This window comes from Pleomorphomonas sp. JP5 (assembly GCF_023721815.1).
Lineage (GTDB): Bacteria > Pseudomonadota > Alphaproteobacteria > Rhizobiales > Pleomorphomonadaceae > Pleomorphomonas.
Genome location: NZ_JAMDLI010000022.1, coordinates 278,572 through 300,356 on the forward strand (window position 1 = coordinate 278,572; position 21,785 = coordinate 300,356).

The 21,785-nt window shown below is 63.6% G+C and carries 17 protein-coding genes; 6 read left to right on the forward strand and 11 right to left on the reverse strand.

Annotation, left to right across the window (positions count from 1 at the left end):
* The first annotated feature begins 134 nt into the window (after positions 1-134).
* From M4J40_RS20665 to M4J40_RS20675, 3 genes are all read left to right on the forward strand, one after another.
* Entirely contained in the window at positions 135-1,868 is a 1,734-nt protein-coding gene (locus tag M4J40_RS20665) for a cation:proton antiporter (RefSeq protein WP_251756303.1), read from the forward strand.
* 148 nt (positions 1,869-2,016) lie between these two features.
* Positions 2,017-3,372: a sodium-dependent transporter gene (locus M4J40_RS20670; protein WP_251756304.1), complete on the forward strand. Its 1,356-nt coding sequence runs from the start codon at positions 2,017-2,019 to the stop codon at positions 3,370-3,372.
* 203 nt (positions 3,373-3,575) lie between these two features.
* The gene (locus M4J40_RS20675; protein WP_251756305.1) at positions 3,576-4,559 is read left to right on the forward strand and encodes a lactate/malate family dehydrogenase; all 984 of its coding nucleotides are present in this window, start codon (positions 3,576-3,578) and stop codon (positions 4,557-4,559) included.
* Positions 4,560-4,615: 56 nt separating this feature from the next.
* On the opposite strand, the gene M4J40_RS20680 is transcribed toward M4J40_RS20675, so the two are convergent.
* Together M4J40_RS20680 and M4J40_RS20685 are read right to left on the reverse strand one after the other, a co-directional pair.
* Complete coding sequence (locus tag M4J40_RS20680; protein WP_251756306.1) at positions 4,616-4,927, reverse strand: MTH1187 family thiamine-binding protein; 312 nt, start codon at positions 4,925-4,927, stop codon at positions 4,616-4,618.
* Positions 4,928-4,962: 35 nt separating this feature from the next.
* Positions 4,963-5,862, reverse strand: a complete 900-nt coding sequence (locus tag M4J40_RS20685) for an AraC family transcriptional regulator (RefSeq protein ID WP_251756307.1) — start codon at positions 5,860-5,862, stop codon at positions 4,963-4,965.
* Between the two features lie 98 nt (positions 5,863-5,960).
* On the opposite strand from M4J40_RS20685, the gene M4J40_RS20690 reads away from it, so the two are divergent.
* On the forward strand, positions 5,961-6,707 hold the full coding sequence (locus M4J40_RS20690) for an SDR family oxidoreductase (RefSeq protein ID WP_251756308.1): 747 nt from the start codon (positions 5,961-5,963) through the stop codon (positions 6,705-6,707).
* A gap of 111 nt (positions 6,708-6,818) precedes the next feature.
* On the opposite strand, the gene M4J40_RS20695 is transcribed toward M4J40_RS20690, so the two are convergent.
* From M4J40_RS20695 to M4J40_RS20715, 5 genes are all read right to left on the reverse strand, one after another.
* A complete protein-coding gene (locus M4J40_RS20695) occupies positions 6,819-8,957 on the reverse strand; it encodes a beta-galactosidase (RefSeq protein ID WP_251756309.1) in 2,139 nt (712 codons plus the stop codon).
* A gap of 15 nt (positions 8,958-8,972) precedes the next feature.
* Entirely contained in the window at positions 8,973-10,109 is a 1,137-nt protein-coding gene (locus M4J40_RS20700) for an ABC transporter ATP-binding protein (protein WP_251756310.1), read from the reverse strand.
* Positions 10,110-10,134: 25 nt separating this feature from the next.
* On the reverse strand, positions 10,135-10,986 hold the full coding sequence (locus M4J40_RS20705) for a carbohydrate ABC transporter permease (RefSeq protein WP_251756311.1): 852 nt from the start codon (positions 10,984-10,986) through the stop codon (positions 10,135-10,137).
* The gene (locus tag M4J40_RS20710; RefSeq protein ID WP_251756312.1) at positions 10,986-11,870 is read right to left on the reverse strand and encodes a carbohydrate ABC transporter permease; all 885 of its coding nucleotides are present in this window, start codon (positions 11,868-11,870) and stop codon (positions 10,986-10,988) included. Before M4J40_RS20710 ends, M4J40_RS20705 begins: the two co-directional genes overlap by 1 nt.
* Positions 11,871-11,996: 126 nt before the next feature.
* Complete coding sequence (locus M4J40_RS20715; RefSeq protein ID WP_251756313.1) at positions 11,997-13,277, reverse strand: ABC transporter substrate-binding protein; 1,281 nt, start codon at positions 13,275-13,277, stop codon at positions 11,997-11,999.
* Positions 13,278-13,479: 202 nt separating this feature from the next.
* Between M4J40_RS20715 and M4J40_RS20720 the strand changes: the two genes are divergently transcribed.
* Positions 13,480-14,637: an ROK family protein gene (locus tag M4J40_RS20720; protein ID WP_251756314.1), complete on the forward strand. Its 1,158-nt coding sequence runs from the start codon at positions 13,480-13,482 to the stop codon at positions 14,635-14,637.
* A gap of 114 nt (positions 14,638-14,751) precedes the next feature.
* Here the strand turns inward: M4J40_RS20720 and M4J40_RS20725 are convergent, their stop codons facing one another.
* The 3 genes from M4J40_RS20725 to glgA form a co-directional block, all read right to left on the reverse strand.
* Positions 14,752-14,958, reverse strand: a complete 207-nt coding sequence (locus M4J40_RS20725; RefSeq protein ID WP_251756315.1) for a hypothetical protein — start codon at positions 14,956-14,958, stop codon at positions 14,752-14,754.
* Between the two features lie 92 nt (positions 14,959-15,050).
* Positions 15,051-17,384, reverse strand: coding sequence for a glucose/quinate/shikimate family membrane-bound PQQ-dependent dehydrogenase (locus tag M4J40_RS20730; protein WP_251756316.1), 2,334 nt, complete (start codon positions 17,382-17,384; stop codon positions 15,051-15,053).
* Between the two features lie 262 nt (positions 17,385-17,646).
* A complete protein-coding gene (gene glgA, locus M4J40_RS20735; RefSeq protein WP_251756317.1) occupies positions 17,647-19,320 on the reverse strand; it encodes a glycogen synthase GlgA in 1,674 nt (557 codons plus the stop codon).
* 497 nt (positions 19,321-19,817) lie between these two features.
* Here glgA and M4J40_RS20740 point away from each other — a divergent pair, with 497 nt between their 5' ends.
* Positions 19,818-20,762, forward strand: coding sequence for a lactate/malate family dehydrogenase (locus M4J40_RS20740; RefSeq protein WP_251756318.1), 945 nt, complete (start codon positions 19,818-19,820; stop codon positions 20,760-20,762).
* Positions 20,763-20,910: 148 nt separating this feature from the next.
* Here the strand turns inward: M4J40_RS20740 and M4J40_RS20745 are convergent, their stop codons facing one another.
* Positions 20,911-21,741, reverse strand: coding sequence for an SDR family NAD(P)-dependent oxidoreductase (locus M4J40_RS20745; protein ID WP_251756319.1), 831 nt, complete (start codon positions 21,739-21,741; stop codon positions 20,911-20,913).
* Between the last annotated feature and the right edge of the window lie 44 nt (positions 21,742-21,785).

Genomic DNA, 21,785 nt, shown 5'->3' on the forward strand with positions numbered 1-21,785 from the left:
AGACGCCATTTCCCGAGAGTCCAGTCCGGCGCAAGGACTGATACGGACTGTCTATCCGATAGCTCCGCGACTATCGCTTATGACTTCAGCAACTCGCATCCCTGTAGGATCGCCGACGCAGGGGGCTTTTGACGATGACCAACGCCGCGCTCGATCTTCGGGAAATGGTTGTGTTTCTCGCGGCGACCGGGGTTGTGCTGCCCTTCATGCATCGTCTGCGGATCAGCCCGATCATCGGCTTTGTCGGCATCGGGCTGCTTCTTGGCCCAGGTGGCCTCGGGCGGATTTCGCATTTCGTGCCGGGCATCGAGTATCTGCTGATTACCGACCGGGCCGGGATAGCCATCCTTTCGGAGCTCGGTCTGGTCTTCCTGCTGTTCATGATCGGCCTCGAACTGTCGCTTGATCGCCTCTGGGCAATGCGCGTTCGCGTCTTCGGTCTTGGCGGCGCCCAGATGATCGCTACCGCCGGGGTCATGATTGGCCTTCTGCTGCTGATCGGCCTGCCGCTCCCGGCGGCCGTGGTGGTCGGTTCGGCTCTTTCGATGTCGTCGACGGCCATCGTCATGCAGCTCCTTGCCGAACGTGGGGCCGTCGGCAGCCGTCTCGGTCGTTCGGCGCTGTCGATCCTGCTTTTCCAGGATATCGCGGTCATTCCGGTTCTCGTGATGACCCAGGCCTTTGGCAGCGCGGGCGAACAGTCTGTCGGCCTCGACCTCGCGCTTGCCGTCGTCAAGGCCTCGCTCGCCGTGGCGGTGATCATGGCTCTTGGGCGTTTGCTACTTCGCCACCTGTTTCGCATGGTGATCGCAACGGGCATCCGCGAACTGTTTCTGGCCTTGGTTCTCGTCACCGCGATCGGAACGGCGGTTCTGACCGAGACGATCGGCCTGTCGCTGGCGCTCGGCGCCTTTCTGGCTGGCCTTCTTGTTTCCGAAACCGAGTATCGCCATCAGATCGCCGTCGACATCGAGCCCGTGAAGGGGCTGCTGCTTGGCGTTTTCTTCGTGTCCGTCGGTCTCGGCATCGATCTCGATCGTGTGGTCGCGGCGCCTTTTCTGCATTTCGGTGCGCTGATCGGCTTTCTCGCGGTCAAGGTCGCCATCCTGCTGGTTGTTTGCCGAGTTGTCGGATTGCCGAAGTCCGTGATGGCGGAGTTGTCTCTGCTTCTTGCCGGCGGCAGCGAGTTCGTCTTCGTCGTGGTCGGCTTGGCCACCGGTTTCGGCCTGCTGACAAACGAGGTTAGCAGCCTGATCGTGGTGGTCGTCGGTCTGTCGATGCTCTCGTCGCCGACGGTTGGAGTTATCTCGCGACATCTTGTGCCACGCCTATTGCGCAACGAGACTCCGGTTCCGGACTTGCCCCCTGAAGGAGAGGAAGGCCACGTCGTGATCGCGGGTTACGGTCGCGTCGGCCGAGCGGTGGGCGGAGCACTCCGTGAAGCCGGTATCCCGATCGCTGCGGTCGATGCGGATGCGCTCACCGTTGGGGCCTTGCGAAATGCCGGTATCGCCATTCACTGGGGCAATGCCATCCATCGCCCCTTGCTGAAGCGACTGGGGACGGGAAGGGCGGCGGCTCTCGTCGTCACCATGAACGACACGGTGGCGGCTGCCGACGTGGTTCGCGTCGCTCGGGCGGAGTGGCCCAATCTGCCCATTTTTGCCCGTGCCCACGATGCCCAGCACGCCAAGCTCTTGCTGGAGTCCGGAGCGTCCAAGGTTGTTCTGCTGCCGCTGGAGGCGAGCTTGCAGCTCTCCGAGGCGGTGCTTTCGGCCGTCGGCATCCCCGAGGATCTGGCTCACGCGATCACAAGTGCCGAGCGAGATCGTCAGCTGTCGGCTCTTCTGCCGCCTGCCGGGCGCTGAACGCTCTGAACCTGCTACGTCATTGGGCTTGGTCGGCCAGCTTTTGCACAGAATGGGCGGAGGTGGTGAACGCCCCTATCTTGAACGCTTTCCTCCAGTGGTCGATAGCTTTGCTCAATAAACAAAACTGGGCAGGGGCGAAGCGAACATGTCTCAAGGTCGCGACGGGTTTACCACGGCATTCGGCGCACTGATGGCCACCCTCGGGTCGGCCGTCGGACTGGGCAACATATGGAAGTTTCCATCCTTGACCGGCACCAATGGCGGTGCCGGTTTTCTTTTGGTCTATCTCGCGGCGACCATTCTGGTTGGCCTGCCGGTGATGATTTCCGAGATCATGCTCGGCCGAACCGCGCGGGCGGACGCGATCACCAGTTTCGAGAAGCTGGCACCGAGGAACCAGTGGTGGTGGAAAGCGATCGGATGGATGGGGTTCGCTGCGGCGCTTCTCATCATGGCTTTTTATTCCGAAGTCGCCGGCTGGGTTTACGCCTATATCTTCAAGTCGCTGACCGGTGTGATCGCCACCACCGACCCGAAGGCGGCCGAGGCGGTGTTCGGGCAGATGGTCGCCGATCCGATGTCCTCGCTTATCTGGCAGTGGGTCGTGCTCGGTCTCACCGGGTTCATCATCGCCTTCGGCGTTTCCAAGGGTATCGAGGCCGTGACGCGGCGGTTGATGCCGTTGCTGTTCATCCTGCTTTTGGTTCTGTGTGTCCGAAGCCTGACGCTCTCGGGAGCGGGAGACGGGCTCGCGTTCCTGTTCAGTCCCGACTTTGCCAAGATCACGCCGACGGTGATGCTGACCGCGCTGGGGTTGGCCTTCTTCAAACTGTCGCTCGGCATGGGCACCATGCTGACCTACGGCAGCTACTTCAGGGACAACCAGAACATAGCCGCCACGGCGACCCGGGTGATGTTTGCCGACCTGTCGGTGTCGCTGCTCGCCGGCATAGCCATCTTCCCGGCGGTGTTCGCCTTCGGCTTCGAGCCGGCGGCCGGCCCGTCGCTGGTGTTCATGACCATTCCCGCCGTGTTTACCTCAATGCCGGGCGGCATCGTGTTCATGACGCTGTTCTTCGTGTTGACGGCCATCGCCAGCGTCGGCGCCATCCTGTCCTTGCTCGAAGTGGTGGTGGCCATCCTGTCGGAGCGTTTCGGCCTGCCTAGGAAGGTGGCGGCGATCAGCACCATCGCCATGATTGCCGTGCTTGGCGTTCCGGCGGCGCTTTCCCAAGGAGCGATGTCGGACTTCAAGCTGTTCGGCCTCAACGCGTTCGACCTTTTCGACTTCCTGAGTTCGAACATCCTGTTGCCGGTGGGCGGCATCCTGATCTGCCTGTTCGTCGGCTGGGTCTATGGCTTGGCCGCGCCCGAGAAGCGGCTCGCCGAGGCGGGCACCCCGGTTCAGCGCGTGGTCATCAGGAGTGTGTTCTTCCTTGTCCGCTTCGTGGCGCCGGTTGCCATCACCATCGTGCTTTTGAACGGGCTTGGGGCGTTCTGACGAGGGTGTCCTCGCCGATCGCAAGGTGGCTACGGAGTATTCCTCATAGGGAAGCAGGAGGGGCGAGGCGTACCGTTTTCCCATTGATTTGGCTTGTCGTTTCGGTTTCCGGAGAGTAGGAGCCGCACCGTCACCGTTGAGGCGCCGACGGTTGGGGACGGGCGTCTTGGCTCGCGCAACCGTCACCTCCTGAAAGCAAAATCATGCACACGAACAAGCTTGTCGTCATCGGCGTCGGGCACGTCGGCTCCTACGTCTTGGCCGATGCCATGAAGACCGGATTGTTTGCCAGGATCGGGGTCATCGACATCCTCAAGAATGTCGCTTTCGGCGAGGCGCTCGACCAGGCGCAGGCGACGGCGCTGACCTACATGAACAACGTCGACGTGACCGACGGCGGCTACGAACAGTGCGCCGATGCCGACGTGATCATCGTCGCGGCGGGGGGCAGCGTCGTGCCCGATCCCGCCAATCCCAAGGCGGAGCCGGACCGCGCCCTGCTGACCAAGGCCAATCGCGGCGTCATCCGCGAGGTGATGGCCGGGATCACCCGCTACACTCGTGATGCCATCGTCATCCTGATCACCAATCCGCTCGATACGATGGTCTACATCGCCGAGAACGAGTTCGGCTATCCGCGGGGGCGCGTCTTCGGTACGGGCACGATGCTGGACTCGGCCCGGCTGCGTAAGCTGATCGCCAACACCTACGGCATCGACCCGAAGTCTGTGACCGGCTTCATGATGGGCGAGCATGGCCGGACGGCGTTCCCCGTTCTCAGCCACGTCAACGTCAGCGGCATCCCGTTCGGCGAGCTTGACCGGCACTTCGAGGCCCGGGAAGACATTCGCGATCCGGATGTCGTCAAGGCGCGCATCGTCTCCGCCGCCTATGAGGTCCTGAACGGCAAGGGCTGGACCAATGCCGGGGTCGCCCAGGCCGCCATCACCATGGCCAAGGCGGTTCTTCTCGACGAGCGCAGCGTCTATCCCGCTTCCACGACGCTGCGCGGCCAATATGGCTATGATGGCGACGTGGCGCTCAGCATGCCATGCCTGATCGGCCGCGACGGCATCCTGAAGCAGATGCCGGTCGAGCTGAACGATTGGGAAAAGAAGATGCTGGCCGAATCGGCCGAGTATATCCAGGCGACCATGAGGGACGCCGAGACCGGGCCGACGCGCTGAGAGGGGAGCGCCGTCCCGCCGTGTCGTTGGCGAGGGTGGCGCCCAATGCAGCTTTCTCAGCCTGTGCTGAGCTTGCGCCCCAGCCGATCTTCGACCGATGCGATCTTGGTGGCGAGACGGCTGGTTTCTCCCTGCCGATAGTCGACCTTCAGCGCCACCTCGACGCGCGGGCAGTCGGCCCGCATCGCCTCGAAGCATTCGGTCACGACGGCCATCACTTCGTTCCACTCGCCTTCGAGGATGGTCCCCATCGGCGTGAGCTGGTAGGCGACGCCGCTCCTGTCGATGATGTCGAGCGATCGGGCAACATAGGGGCTGAGGCTTTCGCCCTTGCCGACGGGATACATTGCAAATTCCAAGAGGACCATCTGGGTTCCTTTCGCGGTCGGTTTTCGCTCGGCCCTCACGCCGCGTGGCGCATGAAGCGGCGGGGCGGTAGTCCGACGTGCCGGCTGAAAGCCGTGCTGAATGTGCTGGCCGATCCGTAGCCGATCCGTCTTGCCACCTCGTCAAGCGCCATGCCACCGCCGCGCAGCAGGGTCTTGGCGAGCGCCATGCGCCAGGACAACAGGTATTCCATTGGACGAACTCCGACCAGACGGACGAAGCGGTCGAAAAAGGCGGAGCGCGACAGGCCGGCTTCGCGCGCCAGTTCCGGCACTGTCCAGGGGCGTTCGACGTCGCCATGCATCTGGCGGAGCGCGATGGCGATGCGGGGATCGGCCAGCCCACGCAACAGGCCCGGTCTGGCGTCTTGCGGCGGTGCGGCGCGGAGCGCTTCGATCAGCAGGATTTCCACCAGACGCTCGAGAATGAGGTCTCGGCCGATATCATCGCGCGCCGCTTCCTCGCCGACGAGGCGAACCAGCTGGGTAAGTCGAGGAACGTCGCGAATGTGGATCATGCGTGGCAGCAGCGAGACGAGCAGGGTGGCGTCGGGCGAAGCAAAAGTGAAGTAGCCTCCGAACTGCCGCACGTCCGGTGGTCCCTCGGTGCGACCGTGCCGGATTTCTCCTTCGGGCGGTGGGGCGGTCTTCGGATCCATGCGCACGACGGGGGCGGGCTCCAGTCCCGACATGGTGAAGGCCGGCGTGGCTGGCAGGAGGACGAAGTCGCCTTCCTCCAGGATGACTGGCGCCTCGCCGTCGACGGCGAGGCGGCATCGGCCTTCCGTCACCGCGCAAAAGCCGGGCTGGCCGAACTCAGCATATCGGACCGCCCAACGGCCGGCCCCGCTGATCCCCTTGGAGTAGATGGCCTTCGGGCTAAGAAGCCGGATCACTTCAGACAACGGATCGGTCAATCTGGACTCCTGCCAATGAAATATGGACTTTCGATCGGCGATAATCCTGATCATGCCCGCTACAACGATCCTGTCAACGGCAAACACAGGAGACCGACATGAAAACCGCGTTCATCACAGGCTGTTCGTCCGGCTACGGACTGGAGATCGCCCGTCACTTTCATGCCCAGGGCTGGGCCGTCATCGCCACCATGCGCAGTCCGCGCGAGGATCTGCTTCCGAAGTCGGATCGCATTCGCATTCTTCCGCTCGACGTTACCGTATCCGACAGCATCGCCGCCGCCGTAGAATCCGCCGGACCGATCGACGTTCTGGTGAACAACGCGGGCATCGGTGTCGTCGGCGCCTTCGAGGCAACGCCCATGGCGCACGTTCGCAAGGTGTTTGAGACCAATACGTTCGGTGTGATGGCTATGACGCAGGCGGTCATCCCCCAGATGCGCGCGCGTCGATCTGGCGCGATCGTCAACGTGACCTCCAGCGTGACGCTGACGCCGATGCCCTTGGCCGCGGCCTACACGGCCAGCAAGCAGGCCATCGAGGGCTTTACCGGGTCGCTGGCCCATGAACTCGCGGAGTTCGGGGTACGGGCAAAGCTGGTGGAGCCCGGTTATGCGCCGACGACGCGCTTTGCCGAGAACACCGACATCTCCGTCATGGATCTCATTCCGGAAGCCTACGCGGAATACGCGCATCCCATCTTCGCCGCCTTTGCCAATCCACCACTGACGACGAAGGAAAGCGATGTGGCCGAGGCCGTGTGGCTGGCCGCGAATGACACCACCGGCCGACTGCGTTATCCGGCGGGTGCCGACGCTGTCGCCTTGGCCGGGCAGGGCGTCTGAGTGGTCCGTCACTCCACCGGGCGGAGGTCCAGCCCGTGGTCTATGTATCGTATTGGGCTCAAGCAGCGGCCTCCCGGTTGCCCGGGAGGCGAGGGTGCTTGGTCGGACGTATCAGTCCAGCTTGATGACGGCGCAGCCATAGGGCTCAAGCGGAAGCGGGCCGCTGACCGGACGGCCCGTCAGAAGGTCGGTACCGGAGGCAACGCCGGCGACGGTTGCCGGTTTGGCATCCGTGTTGAGGACGAAGAGCAGTTTGCGATCCTTCGCCTCACGCATGGCCACCTCCACCTTGGGCGGCAGGTCGGGAACGAGCGGCACGATGTCGGCAGCGGCAAATAGCTGGTCGGCAAGGCCTTCGACCAGTGTTTCCGTCAGATAAGTGCCGACGTAAACCGCCCGTCCGGCCCCGACCTTGCGACTTGTGATGGCCGCGCGGCCGGCAGAGAAGCGGTTGCTCCAGCGGCCGATGGTCTCGACGTCTTTGTCGATCTCGAGCAACTCGTAGAGGTGAGCGGTTTCGTGTTCGCGATTGCCGAGGGTGAACGTGTAGCGGCGTTCCGTCGATCCGGCCGGATGCGTCTTCGCAGGCCTGTGCGATGTCTCTTCGCCTCCCTGGAGCGCGAACAGTCCATCGGCTCCAGGCTCGGCAACACGTCCGAACTCTTCCACGCGAACGCCGCACAGTCTGGCAAGTCCGGGCCCCGGAGCCATGGTGCGGATGACGTGGTTGTTGGTATCCCGCGTGCCGGTCATGGCGCCGACCACCAGCGTGCCGCCCGCCTTGACGAAGGCTTCCACCCGTTCGTCCCATTCCGGCTTCCACATCACCCAATGAGGAATGTAGAGCAGCTTGAGACGCGAGAGATCGTCTTCGGGATGGATGAAGCCGCAGGCGATGCCGTTGTCGTAGCAGTAACGGTGCAGTCGCGTCGCGTCTTCGAACGGGCTTGGCAGGCCGATCGGGTAGGTCTGGTGGGCCTCCTGATTGTCGAAGTCGGCGCCGGCGATTCCGACGTCCATGCGCACCGATGTGCCGAGAAGATCCTGCTTGATCCTGGCGATATCGGCGGCAAAGCGGGTTGCCTCCTCATAGCGGCGGCGGGGCACGTCGTCGTGGTCGAGGATGCCCATCCAGTAGATTTCGGCGCCGAAATGCGCCGGGCGCCAGCGGAAGAACATCAGGCCATCGGCGCCGCGCGCCACCGAACTCATGGCCATGCGGCGCATCTCGCCCGGTTCCGGCGTCATGGTCGAGAATGTCGGCTGGCTACCGAAACCCGAAGCCTGCTCCGGGACGATGAAGTTGCCCGTGAAACCGCGACAGACATCGAGGTGCAAGGCCTGCGTTGCCGCGTGACCGCCAGTCCGCTGCATCTCGTCGTAGAGCATCGGGTAGATGTCGAAGCCGAGAAAGTCGAGGTCCTGACCGAACTGTCCGCGGAAGTCGATGTCGACCAGACGACCGAGGTTGTGGAAGACGAACCAGTTGGGATTGGTGGCGCGAAGGATTTCGACCTGATCGTGCTGGAAGGCCGCCGTGGCGGTCGCCAGGAAGCGGTGGAAGTCCTGAACATGGCCGGGCGAGGGGTGGCCGGGAGCGCCCGAAAGCGGCAGCACCACCTGGTCGAAGCTGTCGTAGGCGAGCGCCCAGAAGTCGCCGCCCCAGGCAAAGTTGAGGTCGGCGATGGTCTTGTAGCGTCCGCGCAGATAGCGGCGGAACTCGCGAGCGGTCGCTTTCGAGTAGGAGGTCGAGACGGTGGTGTTGAGCTCGTTGTCGGTCTGCCAGCCGATGACATGCTGGTTGTCGCGGTAGTGTTCGGCCAGCGCCCTGGTGATGCGCCGGCTATGCTGGCGGTAGACCGGGCTGGCCGTGTCCGCGTGTTGGCGCGAGCCGTGGCTGGCGGTGCGGCCATGCTCGTCGACGCGCAGCACTTCCGGATAGGTGGCGGTCAGCCAGCGCGGCGGCGTCGCCGTCGGCGTGCAGAAGATGGTGCCGACGCCATGCTGCCCCAGGATGGCGATCGCCCGATCGAACAGAGAGAAGTCGAAAGCGCCTTCGCTTGGCTCGAGGATGTGCCAGGCGAACTCGCCCATGCGTACGGCATTGAAGCCGGCGGCCGCCATGCGCTCGGCGTCGCGTTCCCAATAGCTCTCGTCGACATGCTCGGGATAATGCGGGGCACCAACAAGGAAATCGTCGAGGGCGAGCGGGCGCCAAACCGACAGCGGCGCCTGAGATGCGAGTTTCATGTGCTGAAGTCCTTGTCAGATCTTGGTGACGGGCTTGGTTGCGGAAAGCGTCTTTCCGTTGGAATCGAAGAGATAGGCGGCGCCGGCGTCGAAGCCGACGGTAATCGCCGTGTCGGGCGCGAACGGTTGTATATCGCCGATCTGGATGGTGAACACGCCTGTGCCGCTATCTGATCCGGAGGTCGAGAGGGAGCCGGCGTCGGCATAGACGATGGTTTCGCGGCCGAGATACTCGGTCAAGTTCACGCGCGCCGGAAAGCTGTTGCCGGCGTCCGGATCGCCGATGCGGAGTCTCTCGGGCCGGATCCCGACCGTCACGCTTGAACCGGCGGCCGGTGTCTCGACGAGATCGTCGAAGTCGATCTTGAGGTTGTCGCCGCAGACCACCGTGGCGCTGTTGCCGTTTGCCGAGCTTACCTTGGCGGCGACGAAGTTCATGCGGGGCGCGCCAAGGAAGCCGGCGACGAACAGGTTTACGGGGTTGGTATAGAGGTCGAGCGGCGCGCCCACCTGCTCGATCCGGCCGCCGTTGAGGACGACGATGCGGCTCGCCATGGTCATCGCCTCGACCTGATCGTGCGTCACGTAGATCATGGTGGAGCCGAGCCGGGCGTGCAGCGTGGAGAGCTCCACGCGCATCTGGGTGCGCAGCGCCGCGTCGAGATTGCTCAGCGGCTCGTCGAACAGGAAGACGTCCGGCGAGCGGGTGATGGCGCGGCCGATGGCGACGCGCTGGCGCTGGCCGCCGGATAGTTGCTTGGGATATTTCCGCAGCTGCTCCTCAAGCCGCAGGATCTGAGCTGCCCGGGCGACGGCGGCGTCGATTTCTGCCTTGGGGCGCTTGGCCATCCTGAGACCGAAGCCCATGTTCTCCTCCACCGTCATGTGCGGATAGAGAGCATAGGACTGGAAGACCATGGCAATGCCCCGGTCGCCGGGTTCGAGGTGAGTGACGTCGCGCCCCTTGATCTTCAACTGGCCGGAGGTGACGGTTTCCAGCCCGGCGATGGTCTTGAGCAAGGTCGACTTGCCGCAGCCGGACGGTCCGACCATCACGATGAACTCGCCCTCGTCGACAGTGAGGCTGATGTCCTTGAGGGCGTGGAAGCCGCCATAGTGCTTTTCGACGTTCTGTATTTCGACGCTCGCCATCGGAGCCATCCTTCAAGTGGTGTTGTCAGCCCTTCACCGCGCCCATGGTCAGGCCGGCGATGAAGTGGCGTTGCATCAGGAAGAACATCGCGACCGGCGGGATCGCGACCATGATCGTCGCGGCCGCCACGAGGTTCCAGGCGGAAACCCATTCGCCGCGCAGGTTGTTGAGGCCGGCGGTCACCGGTTTCACGGCGTCGCTTTGCGTCAGCACGATGGCCCAGAAATAATCGTTCCAGACGAAGGTGAAGGTGAGAATGGCCAGTGCCGCGAGCGCCGGGCGTATCAGCGGCACGACGACGTGCCATAGCGTCTGCCAGGGGGACGCGCCTTCGGCCCGGGCGGCCTGGAACAGCTCGTCCGGCAGGGCGGCGATGAAGTTGCGCATGAACAGCGTCGCGAACCCGGTCTGGAAGGCGGTGTGGAAGATGATCAGCGCGAAAAACGTGTCGTAGAGGCCGATGCCGACCATCAGGTCGCGCACCGGGATCATCATGATCTGCGCCGGCAGGAAGTTGCCGCCGACGAAAAGCGCAAAGACCAGCCTGTTGCCCGGGAAACGATGGCGCGACAGCACGTAGCCTGTCAGGGTCGACAGGATCAGGACGCCGAGAACGGATGGCAGGGTGATGATCAGGCTGTTGGCGAAGTAGCGGGCCAATGCCGTCTGCTTGAACACGGCCGTATAGTTCTCGACGAGATTGAACGACTTCGGCCATCCCCAGTAGTTGCCGGCCATCACCTCTTCGAAGGAGCGGAGCGAGGTCAGCATCACCGTGACGAGCGGCAGCAGCCAGAGGACAAGCACCGCGGTGACGAGGGTGACATAGGCGGCGCGAGCCGAACGGTTGGTTTCCGGAATGGGACGGGGGTACATCAGGCGGTCTCCTGTTCCGGCCGGAGCAACGTGCGCAGGTACCAGGCGATGAACGCCGCCATGATGGCGAACAGCACGGTGGCGATGGCGGCGCCGTAGCCGAAGCGGTAGGAAAAGATCGACTGCTCGTACATCTGGTAGGCAAGCACGGTGGACGACCCGAACGGTCCGCCGGAGGTCATGACGGCCACCATGTCGAACGAGCGCAGGGCGCCGATGACGGTGACCGCGAGCGCAATGAAGCTCACCTCGCGAAGCTGCGGCAGCACGACATGCAGCAGCATGGCGGAACCTCGGGCGCCGTCGACCCGGCCGGCTCCGATCAGGTCCTCGTTGAGGTTGTTGAGGCCGGCGAGGAACAACACCAGACAAAAGGCAACCTGCGGCCAGAGGGCGGCGATCACCACGGCGAAGCTGACCAGATGCTCGTCGGACAGCAAGGCGGGGGCGGTGGCGCCGAACCAACCGTAGATCAGCGACAGCAGGCCGAAGGTCGGATCGTAGACCCAGGTGAAGACCACGCCGACGGTGACCGAAGCGAGCACCAGCGGCACGAAGAACATGGACTTCAGGAACTTCATGCCGGCGATCGCCTGGTTCAGCAGCAGGGCGAGCGCCAGGCCGAGCGGCGGCGCCAGCATGAACATTCCGAGCCAGATCACGTTGTTCTTCAACGAGACATAGAACTGCGGATCTTCTGCGAGTTGCTCATAGTTGGCGAGGCCGACCCACTGCATGGGGCCGACGCCATCCCAATCGAAGAAGGAGACCCAGATCGTCTGGACCGATGCCAGAATGATCACGATGCCGAACAGCAGGGCGCCGGGCAGGATGAAGAGAGTGGGCGCCAACCAATGCCGGTGGCGCCGCCAGAGGCGCATCATCTGGTCATTCCCGTCGAGTTGTGTGACCGATGGAGAGGGCCTCGGGCGAGGGTGCCCCCGGGGGGGAGGGACGTTGTCCTCGCCCGAGACAGCGATCGGGAGGAGTTCGCGATCGCCTGGAGCTGGTTATCCCTTGAAGATCCGCTGACGCGTCGCTTCCAGTCGTGCGAGGATTTGATCGCGGCGCTCTGGCTTGACCATGAACTCCTGGAAGCCCTTGAGGCCTTCCTGCGCCATGTCAGGGTCGGTGTCGCGGTCGTAGTACTGGGCGGTGCCGACGACGGTCTTCATCGACTCGACGGCGGCATTGATCAACGGATCCTTGCTCGGCGGGCAATCGTTGCGCGGCGGCACGGCGCTTTCGGCTTCCAGGAAGGCGGCGAGATTTTCCGGCTTGTAGAAATAGGCCAGGAAGTCGCGGGCGTTTTCCTTGTTCTTGCCGTTCTTGGGAATGTGTACCGAGTTGAGGGAGAAATCCTCGTAGCGCGGCATGGCCTTGTCGATCACGGGGAATGGCGCATAGGCGATCTGATCGACGTCTTCCGGCGGGAAGCCGTATTTGATGAAACCGCCGAGGTCCATCATGGCGGCCTTTTTCTGCGCCAGCGCTGCTGCCGCCTGTTCCCAGCCCGAGGAGGTATGGTTCGGGGTGAAGAGATCGGCCCGGATCAGGTCCTCCCAGCTATCGAACACCGGTTTCAGGGAAGCATCGGTATAGGGAAGTTTGCCGTCCATCAGGGCCAGGTGCTTTTCAAGGCCGCTGATCCTGAGGTTCATGTGGTCGAACCAGCCGGCGGCCGGCCACATCTCCTTGGTCCCCATGCTCACCGGCACCATGCCTGCGGACTTGGCCTGTTCGGCAAGCGCCATCAACTCCTCAATGGTGGAGGGCGCGGTCCAGCCTTTCTCCTCGAACACGTCCTTGCGATAGAACATGCCCCAGAGGAGGCCGCCGAGAGGCAGGCCGTATTGCTTGTCGTCGACGGTCAAGGCGCCGGTGGTGGCGCCGAGGACGTTCTTGTAGCCCTCGCGTTCGTAGAGGTCGGAGATGTCGTCGAACAGGCCGCGCTTGACGAAGGCCTTCATGCGATTGCCCGAGAACCAAAAACAAACGTCGGGCGCGCCGACCACCAGATAGCTGCGGATGGCCGTCTTGTGGGCCTCGTGGTCCATGTTGTTGATGGTGACGGCTACACCGGACGCTTTGGAATACTCGTCGGCGAGGCGCTGCAACACGGCGCGCTGGTCGGCATTGCCGATGTTCGAAATGACGGTCAGTTCCTTGGCCTGGGCAATGGCCGGGCGGGCCAGCATGCCGCCGGCCAGCACGGCGCCGGTGCCGAGGATGAACCGGCGGCGCGTCGTGGCGAGTTCAATGCCGGTCGTGGATTCAAATTTTCCATCCATATCAATCTCCTCCCGAGACATGACGAGGCGTTTTCGAACGGATATCCGTTCGAAGCTCAAAGACTGCAGAGCTGTTGTTTCTGACCTCCGGGCGCGGAAACGCCGCGCGGGCAACCTCTCCCCGATTGCCTTATGGACTCTGATAGCCTAGTTTCGGCGAGGTTCCAACAGTTAATTTAAGAAATAAACAAACGAGGACATCGTGCGGGGCAACTCCAGTACATCGCGGGCGCTGAACCGCCGGCTCATTCTTAATCTGCTGCGCCGCCACGGCCCCGTCTCGCGCGCGGAGATCGCAACCATCACCGGCCTCAGTCCGGCTGCCGTGACCTTTGTCGTCGCCGAACTGGTGGAGGAAGCGCTGATCGTGGAGCGGGAGGCGGTGACGGGCGCCACCGGTCGGCGGCCGGTCCCGATCGACATCAACTACGAGGCCCATCTTGCCTTCGGCTTCAAGCTCAACGCCGACGGAATAGACTGCGTGTTGACAGATCTCGCGACGAACCCACTCGCCACCTGGCACGCCCCGATCTCCGACACGAGCCCGGAGGGCATGATCAGAGCGATTTCGGAAGCGATGCCACAGATGCTCGCGGAAAGTGGGCGTCAGCAGTCCGAGGTCATGGGGATAGGGGTCTCGATTCCCGGTGAAGTCGATGTTCGCAACGGCATCTGCCGCCGCAGTCCTCGCTTTGGCTGGCGCGATCTGCCATTCGGCCAGTTGCTGGGCGAGCACGTGCACGTGCCGACCTGGATCGACGACGACATCAGCGCCTTCGCCGTTGCGCAGAAACTGTTTGGCGCGGGGCGCGATCGTCGGAATTTCGTCGCTCTCGCAGTGGGCACGGGCATCGGCACCGCGCTGATCATCGACACGGAAATCTACCGCGGCGCCAGGAATGTCGCCGGCAGGTTCGGCCATATCACGTCCGTTCCCGGCGGTAGGTTGTGCGAGTGCGGGCGTCATGGCTGCCTGATGGCTCATGCCGCCGAGCCCTACATGCTGGAAACGTGGCGGGAGAGGCGCGGTGGCGCCCCTGTCTCGCGGACGGAGTTCGCAGGGGCGGTTGAAGCGGGCGTTCCGGATGCGATTTCCATTCTTGAGGAAGCTGGAACCCGCATCGGCCGGCATCTTGCCGATCTGGTCAACCTGTTCGACCCCGAAGTCATCGTCGTCGGTGGCGAGGCGGTCCAGTTCGGCGAGGCGCTCCTTGCGCCGATCCGACAGGCGATGGAGGAAGGTGTGTTCATGTCGAAGCCCGAGCTCCTGCCCGACTGGGTGCCGGGCTCATGGGCGCGCGGCGCGGCTGCGCTGGCGACCCAGGGCATTTTCGACTTCGAGCGGTCTCCCAGCGGCTGAGCGTCGTCAACGCAAAGAAAGCCCCGCGTGCCCGGCAGGACCGGAACGACGCGGGGGTAGGGAGTTGGCCGAGGCAGACGCCCGAAGGCGGGGGTGAGGTGTCTCGGCGTGGCGTCAGGGCTGATAGGCGATCAAGGCGGCCATTTCGGTGATACGGGGATCGCAACGGTCGCCACCAAGGCGCCCCTCGGGATCGGCACGTTTCTCGTTACGGCTTACGAAGTCCTGCGCGGTGAATCGAAGAATGTCTCTCGGGGCATCGCCGCTTTCGATGAGATAGTCGCGATACTCGTCTTCCAGTTCGTGCAGACGGGTGGTCATGGCTTCTCTCCGTTACGTTTGGGCGGATTGGCTTTCGCAAGGGCAACCTGCGAAAGCCGGTGCGGTTCCATGAGGCGGTTGCCGGTTCGGGCTCAGGGCAGGGCATAGGCGATCACATAGTCGCCCGCCTTGGTGCCGATGGATCCGTGACCGCCTGCGACGATCACCACCATCTGGCGTCCGTCGTCGAGGGCGTAGGTCATCGGTGTCGCCTGGCCGCCTGCCGGCAGACGAGCCTGCCAAAGCTCGCGACCCGTCGTGAGGTCATAGGCGCGCAGATAGTTGTCGACCGCTGCGGCGAGGAAGGCGACGCCGCCCTTGGTGATCATCGGGCCGCCGATGCCCGGCACGCCCAGCTTGAAGGGCAGTGGCAGGGCGGTCATGTCGTAGACCGTGCCGTTGCGGTGCTTGTAGGCGATCTTGCCGGTGGAAAGATCGGCCCCGGCGACATAGCCCCACGGCGGAGCCTGGCACGGAATGCCCAGAGGACCAAGGAAGGGGCCCATCACCACGCCATAGGGAGCGCCGTCGTTGCGGTTGAGACCCTGCTCGCTGCCTTTCTCACCCTCACCGGGCGCTGGGATGTCGGCTCTCGGCACAAGACGCGAGGTGAACGCGAGGTAAGTCGGCATGCCGAACATCACCTGCCGTTCGGGATCGACGGCGACGCTGCCCCAATTGAACACGCCGAAGTTGCCCGGATAGACGAGGGTGCCATTCAGCGACGGTGGGGTGTAGCGGCCTTCGTAGTTGAGCTCGTGGAATTGAATGCGGCAGGCGAGCTGATCGAACATGGTGACGCCCCACATGTCCCTTTCCCGCAGTGGCGGGGGCGAGAACGACAGCGCGGACACTGGTTGGGTCGGCGCCGAGAAGTCCTCGGCAATGGCGCCTCCTGGGGCGGGCACCTCCTTCACAGGGAGGATCGGCTCGCCGGTCCGCCTGTCGAGCACGTAGATGTCGCCTTGCTTCGTCGGACCGACGAGTGCCGGAACGGTGGTCCCGTCGGGCCTTGTCAGATCGAGAAGCGCGGGTTGGGCGGGCACGTCCATGTCCCAGAGGTCGTGGTGGACGGTCTGGCGGACCCAGCGGTCCCGACCGGTTTCCACGTCCAGCGCGACGATCGACGAAGAGTATTTCTCGACGCTGGCGCTGCGCCCCATGCCGAGTTGATCCGGCACCTGGTTGCCGAGGGGGACATAGACGAGCCCCAGGGCCTCGTCGACGCTGAACACCGACCAGCTGTTGGGCGAGTTCGTTGTGTAGGTCTGGCCGGGCGGCAATGGCGCGGTTTCGCTCGGATTGCCGGAATCCCAGTTCCAGACAAGAGCGCCGGTATCGACGTCGAAGGCGCGGATGACGCCGGACTGTTCCTCCGTCGAGTAGTTGTCGTTGACGGCGCCGCCGATGATGATCTTTCGGGCCGCGATAACCGGGGGCGAAGTCGAATAGTAGTACCCCTTCGGGGTGTGCTTCATGCCGACTTCGAGGTGCAGCTCGCCTTGATCGGCAAATGTGGTGCAAACCGCGCCGGTCCGGGCATCGAGGGCGATCAGGCGGGCATCCGAGGTGGGCAGGTAGACGCGTTCGGAACAAGGGGCGCCAGCGGCCGCGGCCGTGTCGCGATAGTAGGTCACGCCACGGCAGGTCTGGTGCTGGCGGCTCGGATTGAAGCCGACCTTTGGGTCGTATCTCCATTTCTCCTTGCCGGTGGCGGCATCAATGGCGATCGCCCAGTTATGCGGGGTGCAAAGATATAGCGTGTCGCCGATCTTGAGCGGTGTGACCTGATAGGTGGTCTCGCCGACATCCTCGGGTTGTTTCAGGTCGCCCGTCTCGAAACGCCAAGCCTCCTTGAGCTTGTCGACGTTGTCGACCGTGATCTGGGTCAGGGGCGAATAGCGCTGTCCCAGCGGCGTTCGGCCGTATTGCCGCCACTCGCCATCGGGTACGTCGCTCTGGTTGACGGCGACCTGGCTGCTCTTTTCGGGAAGACAACCGGCGAGATCGTGCGGGTCGGACAGCATCGACCAGCCCGCGACGCCCGCCGAGACGATGCAGACGGCGGCCAGGGCCAGCGCTGGCGGACTGCCAAGGGCGGGAGATATCAGGCCTCGGTCGAGGTGCGACCGAACAAACGGTGTCAGCAGCCAAAGGCCGAGAAGGACCAGCAGTCCGCCTCGCGGGCCAAGCTGCCACCAATCGAAGCCGACCTCCCAGAGCGCCCAGGCCAGCGTACCAAAGAGCGTCGCGGCATAGACGGTGAGAGCATGGGCGTTTCGTCGGAGGAGAAGTAAGGCGGTTACCAGCAAGCTGGCGCCTGCGAGCAGATAATAAACACTACCCCCGAGAAGGACGAGGTAGACGCCGCCTCCCAGAAGAAGCAAACCGAACAAGCCGGTCAGAATTACGCTGAAGATTACCATTTATGACCTGTCCCAGCTGAAGTGTCATACCATTGACGCGCCAGGACTGCGTTGGTTCCCGCAAAAATCACTTCCCTTCCACGAGTGGAACAAGTTCGCCTCCGCCGCGTTTGACGATGAGTACAAACAGCGAGAAAGGTTTTCAGATGCGCCGAAACCGACTGATGCTCGTCCTTGGCCTTCTGGTCGTCATCGCCGTGGTTGGGGCGGTACGGCTTGGGGGAAACCTAGGTCGCGGTGAGGACCAGAAAGAGTTTCCGCCTCACTCGATCCAGCAGTAGGCAGCCGCCGGCGCGCCGGCGACCAGCCGCTCGGCGCGGCCGGGGCGCTCGCCGTCGCTACCGGGGTGAAGGGGAGGACTTGCCCAGGTCATGTTTCGCGCCAGAACGGCGCGCGCTTCACCCCGTGCCCACTTGCGATAGAGATATGCGTAGCGCTCGGCACTGCGCGCCCAGCCAAAGCTCGTCCGCATGGCCTGCGTTTGCAGCTGTCTCCAGGTACGGGCATCGTCGAAGGCGACGAGCGCCCGGTCGATGGCCTGATAGAGGTCCTCTATGGATCCGGGGTGGAAGTGGAACCCCGTCGCCACGCCCGCCGCAGTCGCCGCCTCGTTGGCGTCGATGACCGTCTCTGCGAGGCCTCCGGTTCGGGAAACGATGGGAATGGCGCCGTATCTCAGGGCGTAGAGCTGGGTCAGCCCGCATGGTTCGAAGCGGGAGGGCTGTATGACGATGTCGCTACCGGCATGAAGGAGGTGAGCCAGCTCCTCGCTGAAGCCCATCTTGACGACCACGCGGCCGGAATACTGACTCTCTTGCTCGAGGAGCCCCTGGACGATGCTGGAGTCGCCTTCTCCCATGACGATGAGGCGTGCGCCGCGATCGACGATCCCGCGCACCACGGGGGCGAGAAGATCGACGCCTTTCTGCCAGGTGAGCCTGCTGATGACGCTGAGGATGGCGCCATCGCCAGGTGTCAGGCCGAAGACCTTCTCGACGGCTTGGCGGTTTGCCTGGCGGTGTCCAAGGCTGTGGAGGTCGTAGTTTTCCGCGATGTAGGGATCAGTCCGAGGGTTCCAGACGTCCTCGTCGATGCCATTGACGATGCCGCAGAGCGCCGAGCGGCGGCTTTGCAGTACGCCCGCCATTCCCATTCCCATCTGCTCGGTCAGGATCTCGCGCGCATAGGTCGGCGATACCGTGGTGACCGCATCGCTCCATCGGATGCCGGCTTTCAGATAGCTGATGTCGCCATAGTACTCGAGGCCGTCGACGTTGAGGAAATGATCGGGCAGGTCGAGCCCGGGGAACACATCCGCCGGAAACTGCCCCTGAAAAGCGAGGTTGTGGATGGTGGTGACCGTGGGCACGCAGGTGCCGGCCGCGCGCATGTAGGCGGCCGTGAGCCCCGCCTGCCAGTCGTGAAGATGGACCATATCCGGCCGCCAGCCATCCACGCCCTCGGCGGCGATCCTCGCCCCTGCCGCCGACAGGAGGGCAAAACGACGCCAGTTGTCGGGGTAGTCTCTGCCCTGCTCGTCGAGGTAGAGGCCACCCGCCCTGTCGAAGAGCGCGGGGCAATCGACAAGCAAAAGCTCCAGTTCATGGCGGTGGCTGGCCCATAGCGTGACGTCTTCGCCAAGCACCGACATTTGCCCGACCATCTTTCGAGCGCCGCAGTTGGCCAGTGCCATCGGGTAGGCTGGAATGAGCGTCCGGGTGTTCACGCCCAGCGGCACAAGGGCTCTCGGCAGTGATCCGATGACGTCGGCGAGGCCGCCGGTCTTGACGACCGGAAACACTTCAGAGGCCACAGCTAGAACCGAAAGGGCCCCAAAGCTTTTTGATCGCCGGGCTTCCCAGTGTCCATCCGACTCGATCCGGTCCCACATCTGTTCGTCATCGTAGGAGTGGGCAATTTCCAGTTTTCGGGTCACTTGCGTCACCTCCTGGCCGGTTTGACTGCCGGATACCCCATTGCCTTTGGAACCGCACCGCCGCGCATTGGTCCCCCCCCCGTGAGATACGGCGGACGCGACCGAACAATCGTCTGGCGCCGGATAAAGACGCGTCAGTCGGGTTCGCCAATTGAAGAAAGCCGGAAATCAGAACAGGCCGGACAACTCTTGGAGGCTTGCGGGAACAGCAGCGGCCGAAAGCGATACAACCAGAGGAAATGGGCCGAAGCCAACATAGTCTATTGAGGCCACTACAGGAAGACATCTAGCGCCAAAAAATGCAAGTTTTGGTGAATGGCGGTGATAGATAGATACAACTATGGGTAATTCTGTCATGGCCCGGTAAGGGAGTGACGGCGGTTCCATTGTTATCGTCTCGTCCATCAACGGGACGCACCTTCACCTCATCCGGCGATTGCCTCTTGTCGTGTTAAGTGATCTAGATTCCGCCATCGATCATGCGTCAGGGGGCAGGGATGAAGATCACGGTCATCGGCATGGGAGCGGTGGGCACCGAGGTTGTCGGCCACCTTCTCGATAGCGGCATCGCTTCGGAGATCGTGGTCATGGATCAGGCGGCGGCCAAGGCCCAGGCGGAACTCTGGGACTTCTCGCACACGACATCCTTCATCTACGCTCAGAACCCACGCCTGACGGCTGGCGACTACGCGGACTCCGCCGGCAGCGACATCGTGGTGATCACGGCGGGCGCCCAGATCAAGCCGGGACAGACGCGCGATGCTCTCGCGCAGATCAACAGCGCGATCATGAAGTCGATCATCGCCGAGGTGGAACGGACGTCGCCGGGCGCCATCGTGCTGATGGTCACCAATCCCGTCGACATCCTGGTGCAGGTGGTGCTGCGCCACTCGTCTTTCCCGAAGGAGCGGGTGATCAGTCTCGGCACTATCATCGACACCGCCCGCTTCATGCGCATCGTCAGCGAGCACGTTGCGATCGATCCGAAGAACATCTTCGGCTGGGTGCTCGGCGACCACAGCGAGACCGGCTTCATTCCCTGGAGCCTCTGCAACGTCTGCGGCCTCGACGTCGACAGCTACTGCGAATTGAACGGCCTGCCGCCGATCGACCGCGCCGAGGTCCGGCGGCGGGTGCTGCAGATCGGCCTCGACATCTTCGCGGGCAAGGGCAACACCAACCACGGCATCGCCGCCTCGGTGTTCCGGATCATCCGGGCGATCGCCGGCAACGAGCGGTCGGTACTGCCGGTCGGAACGCTTCTGCAAGGCGAGTATGGCGTTTCCGACGTGGTGATGAGCGTGCCCTGCGTGATCGGTCGCGCCGGCCGCGAGGCCATCGTCAACTGTCGGTTCACCGAAGAGGAGCAGGCGGCTTTCGAGGCCTCGCACGCTCACGTGCTGGCGCTTCTTGCGCAGGCCGAGGCGCAGGCGACGGGGTAGGCCGCCCGCGCCATCTCTCATACGCGTTCCGCTTGATCCGGACTCATCCGGCTCAAACGGGTCTCGGCCTGACCGGCCGGCGCCCGGTCGGGCGCTTCCGCCTCCGTCAGCTTCCGACCCGAAAGGTCAAAACCCGACGGAAGCGGTATCAGATCTCGACGCGCGTGAGGCGCAATGCCCTGCCGTCCGTAGCGACGAGATCGTCCATCGCCTTTTCCAGGGCGTCGCGGTCCTCGACGCCGCGCAGCATGCGCCCGGCCAGCGGGTCGAAGCGTCCGGCGGCGATGTCGGCGATCAGGGCCGCGGCCCGGCTCGGCGGAATGTTCACGCCGTCGTCGAACAGTCGCTCGATGTCGGGCAGGTGTTTCTTGCCTTCGTCCGAATAGAGCTGGAGCTCTGTCATGGCGGTACGAACCAGACCCGGATCGACGGCGAAAGCCAGGACGCCGGCATCCTTCACTGTGTCGTTGAAGCATTCCGTGAAGCGCATGATCGCGGCCTTGCTGGAAGCATAGCCGGAGCCGTTGGGGAAGCTGTTTCCGGTTCCGCCGCCGACCAGATTGACGATGCGGCCGCGCGCCCGCTCCCGCATGGTCGGCGCCACGGCACGGCAGGTGTGGAAGGTGCCGCGCAGATTGATCTCAACATCGGCCCACCACGTCTCGGGATCGCAGTCCCAGATCGGACCGAAGGCGCGGAAGGAGCCGTGGTTGTTGACGAGCGTATCGATCGGGCCGAGTTCGGCGGAAACGTGGGCAACGGCCGCTTCGACAGCAGCTCGGTCGACGAGATCGACGGGCAGGGCGATCGCCTGGCCACCTTCGGAGACGATCAGGGCGGCAGTCTCCTCGATCTCTCGGGCCGTGCGGGCGAGAACCGCGACCTTGGCACCGGCGCGGGCCTGATGAAGAGCGATTTCTCGTCCGATGCCCCGACCGGCGCCAGTAACGATCGCGACCGTTCCTTCAAGTTTAGCCACGTCATTCTCCTCCCTGCGAGTAGTTTTGTCGTATGATTACGTTG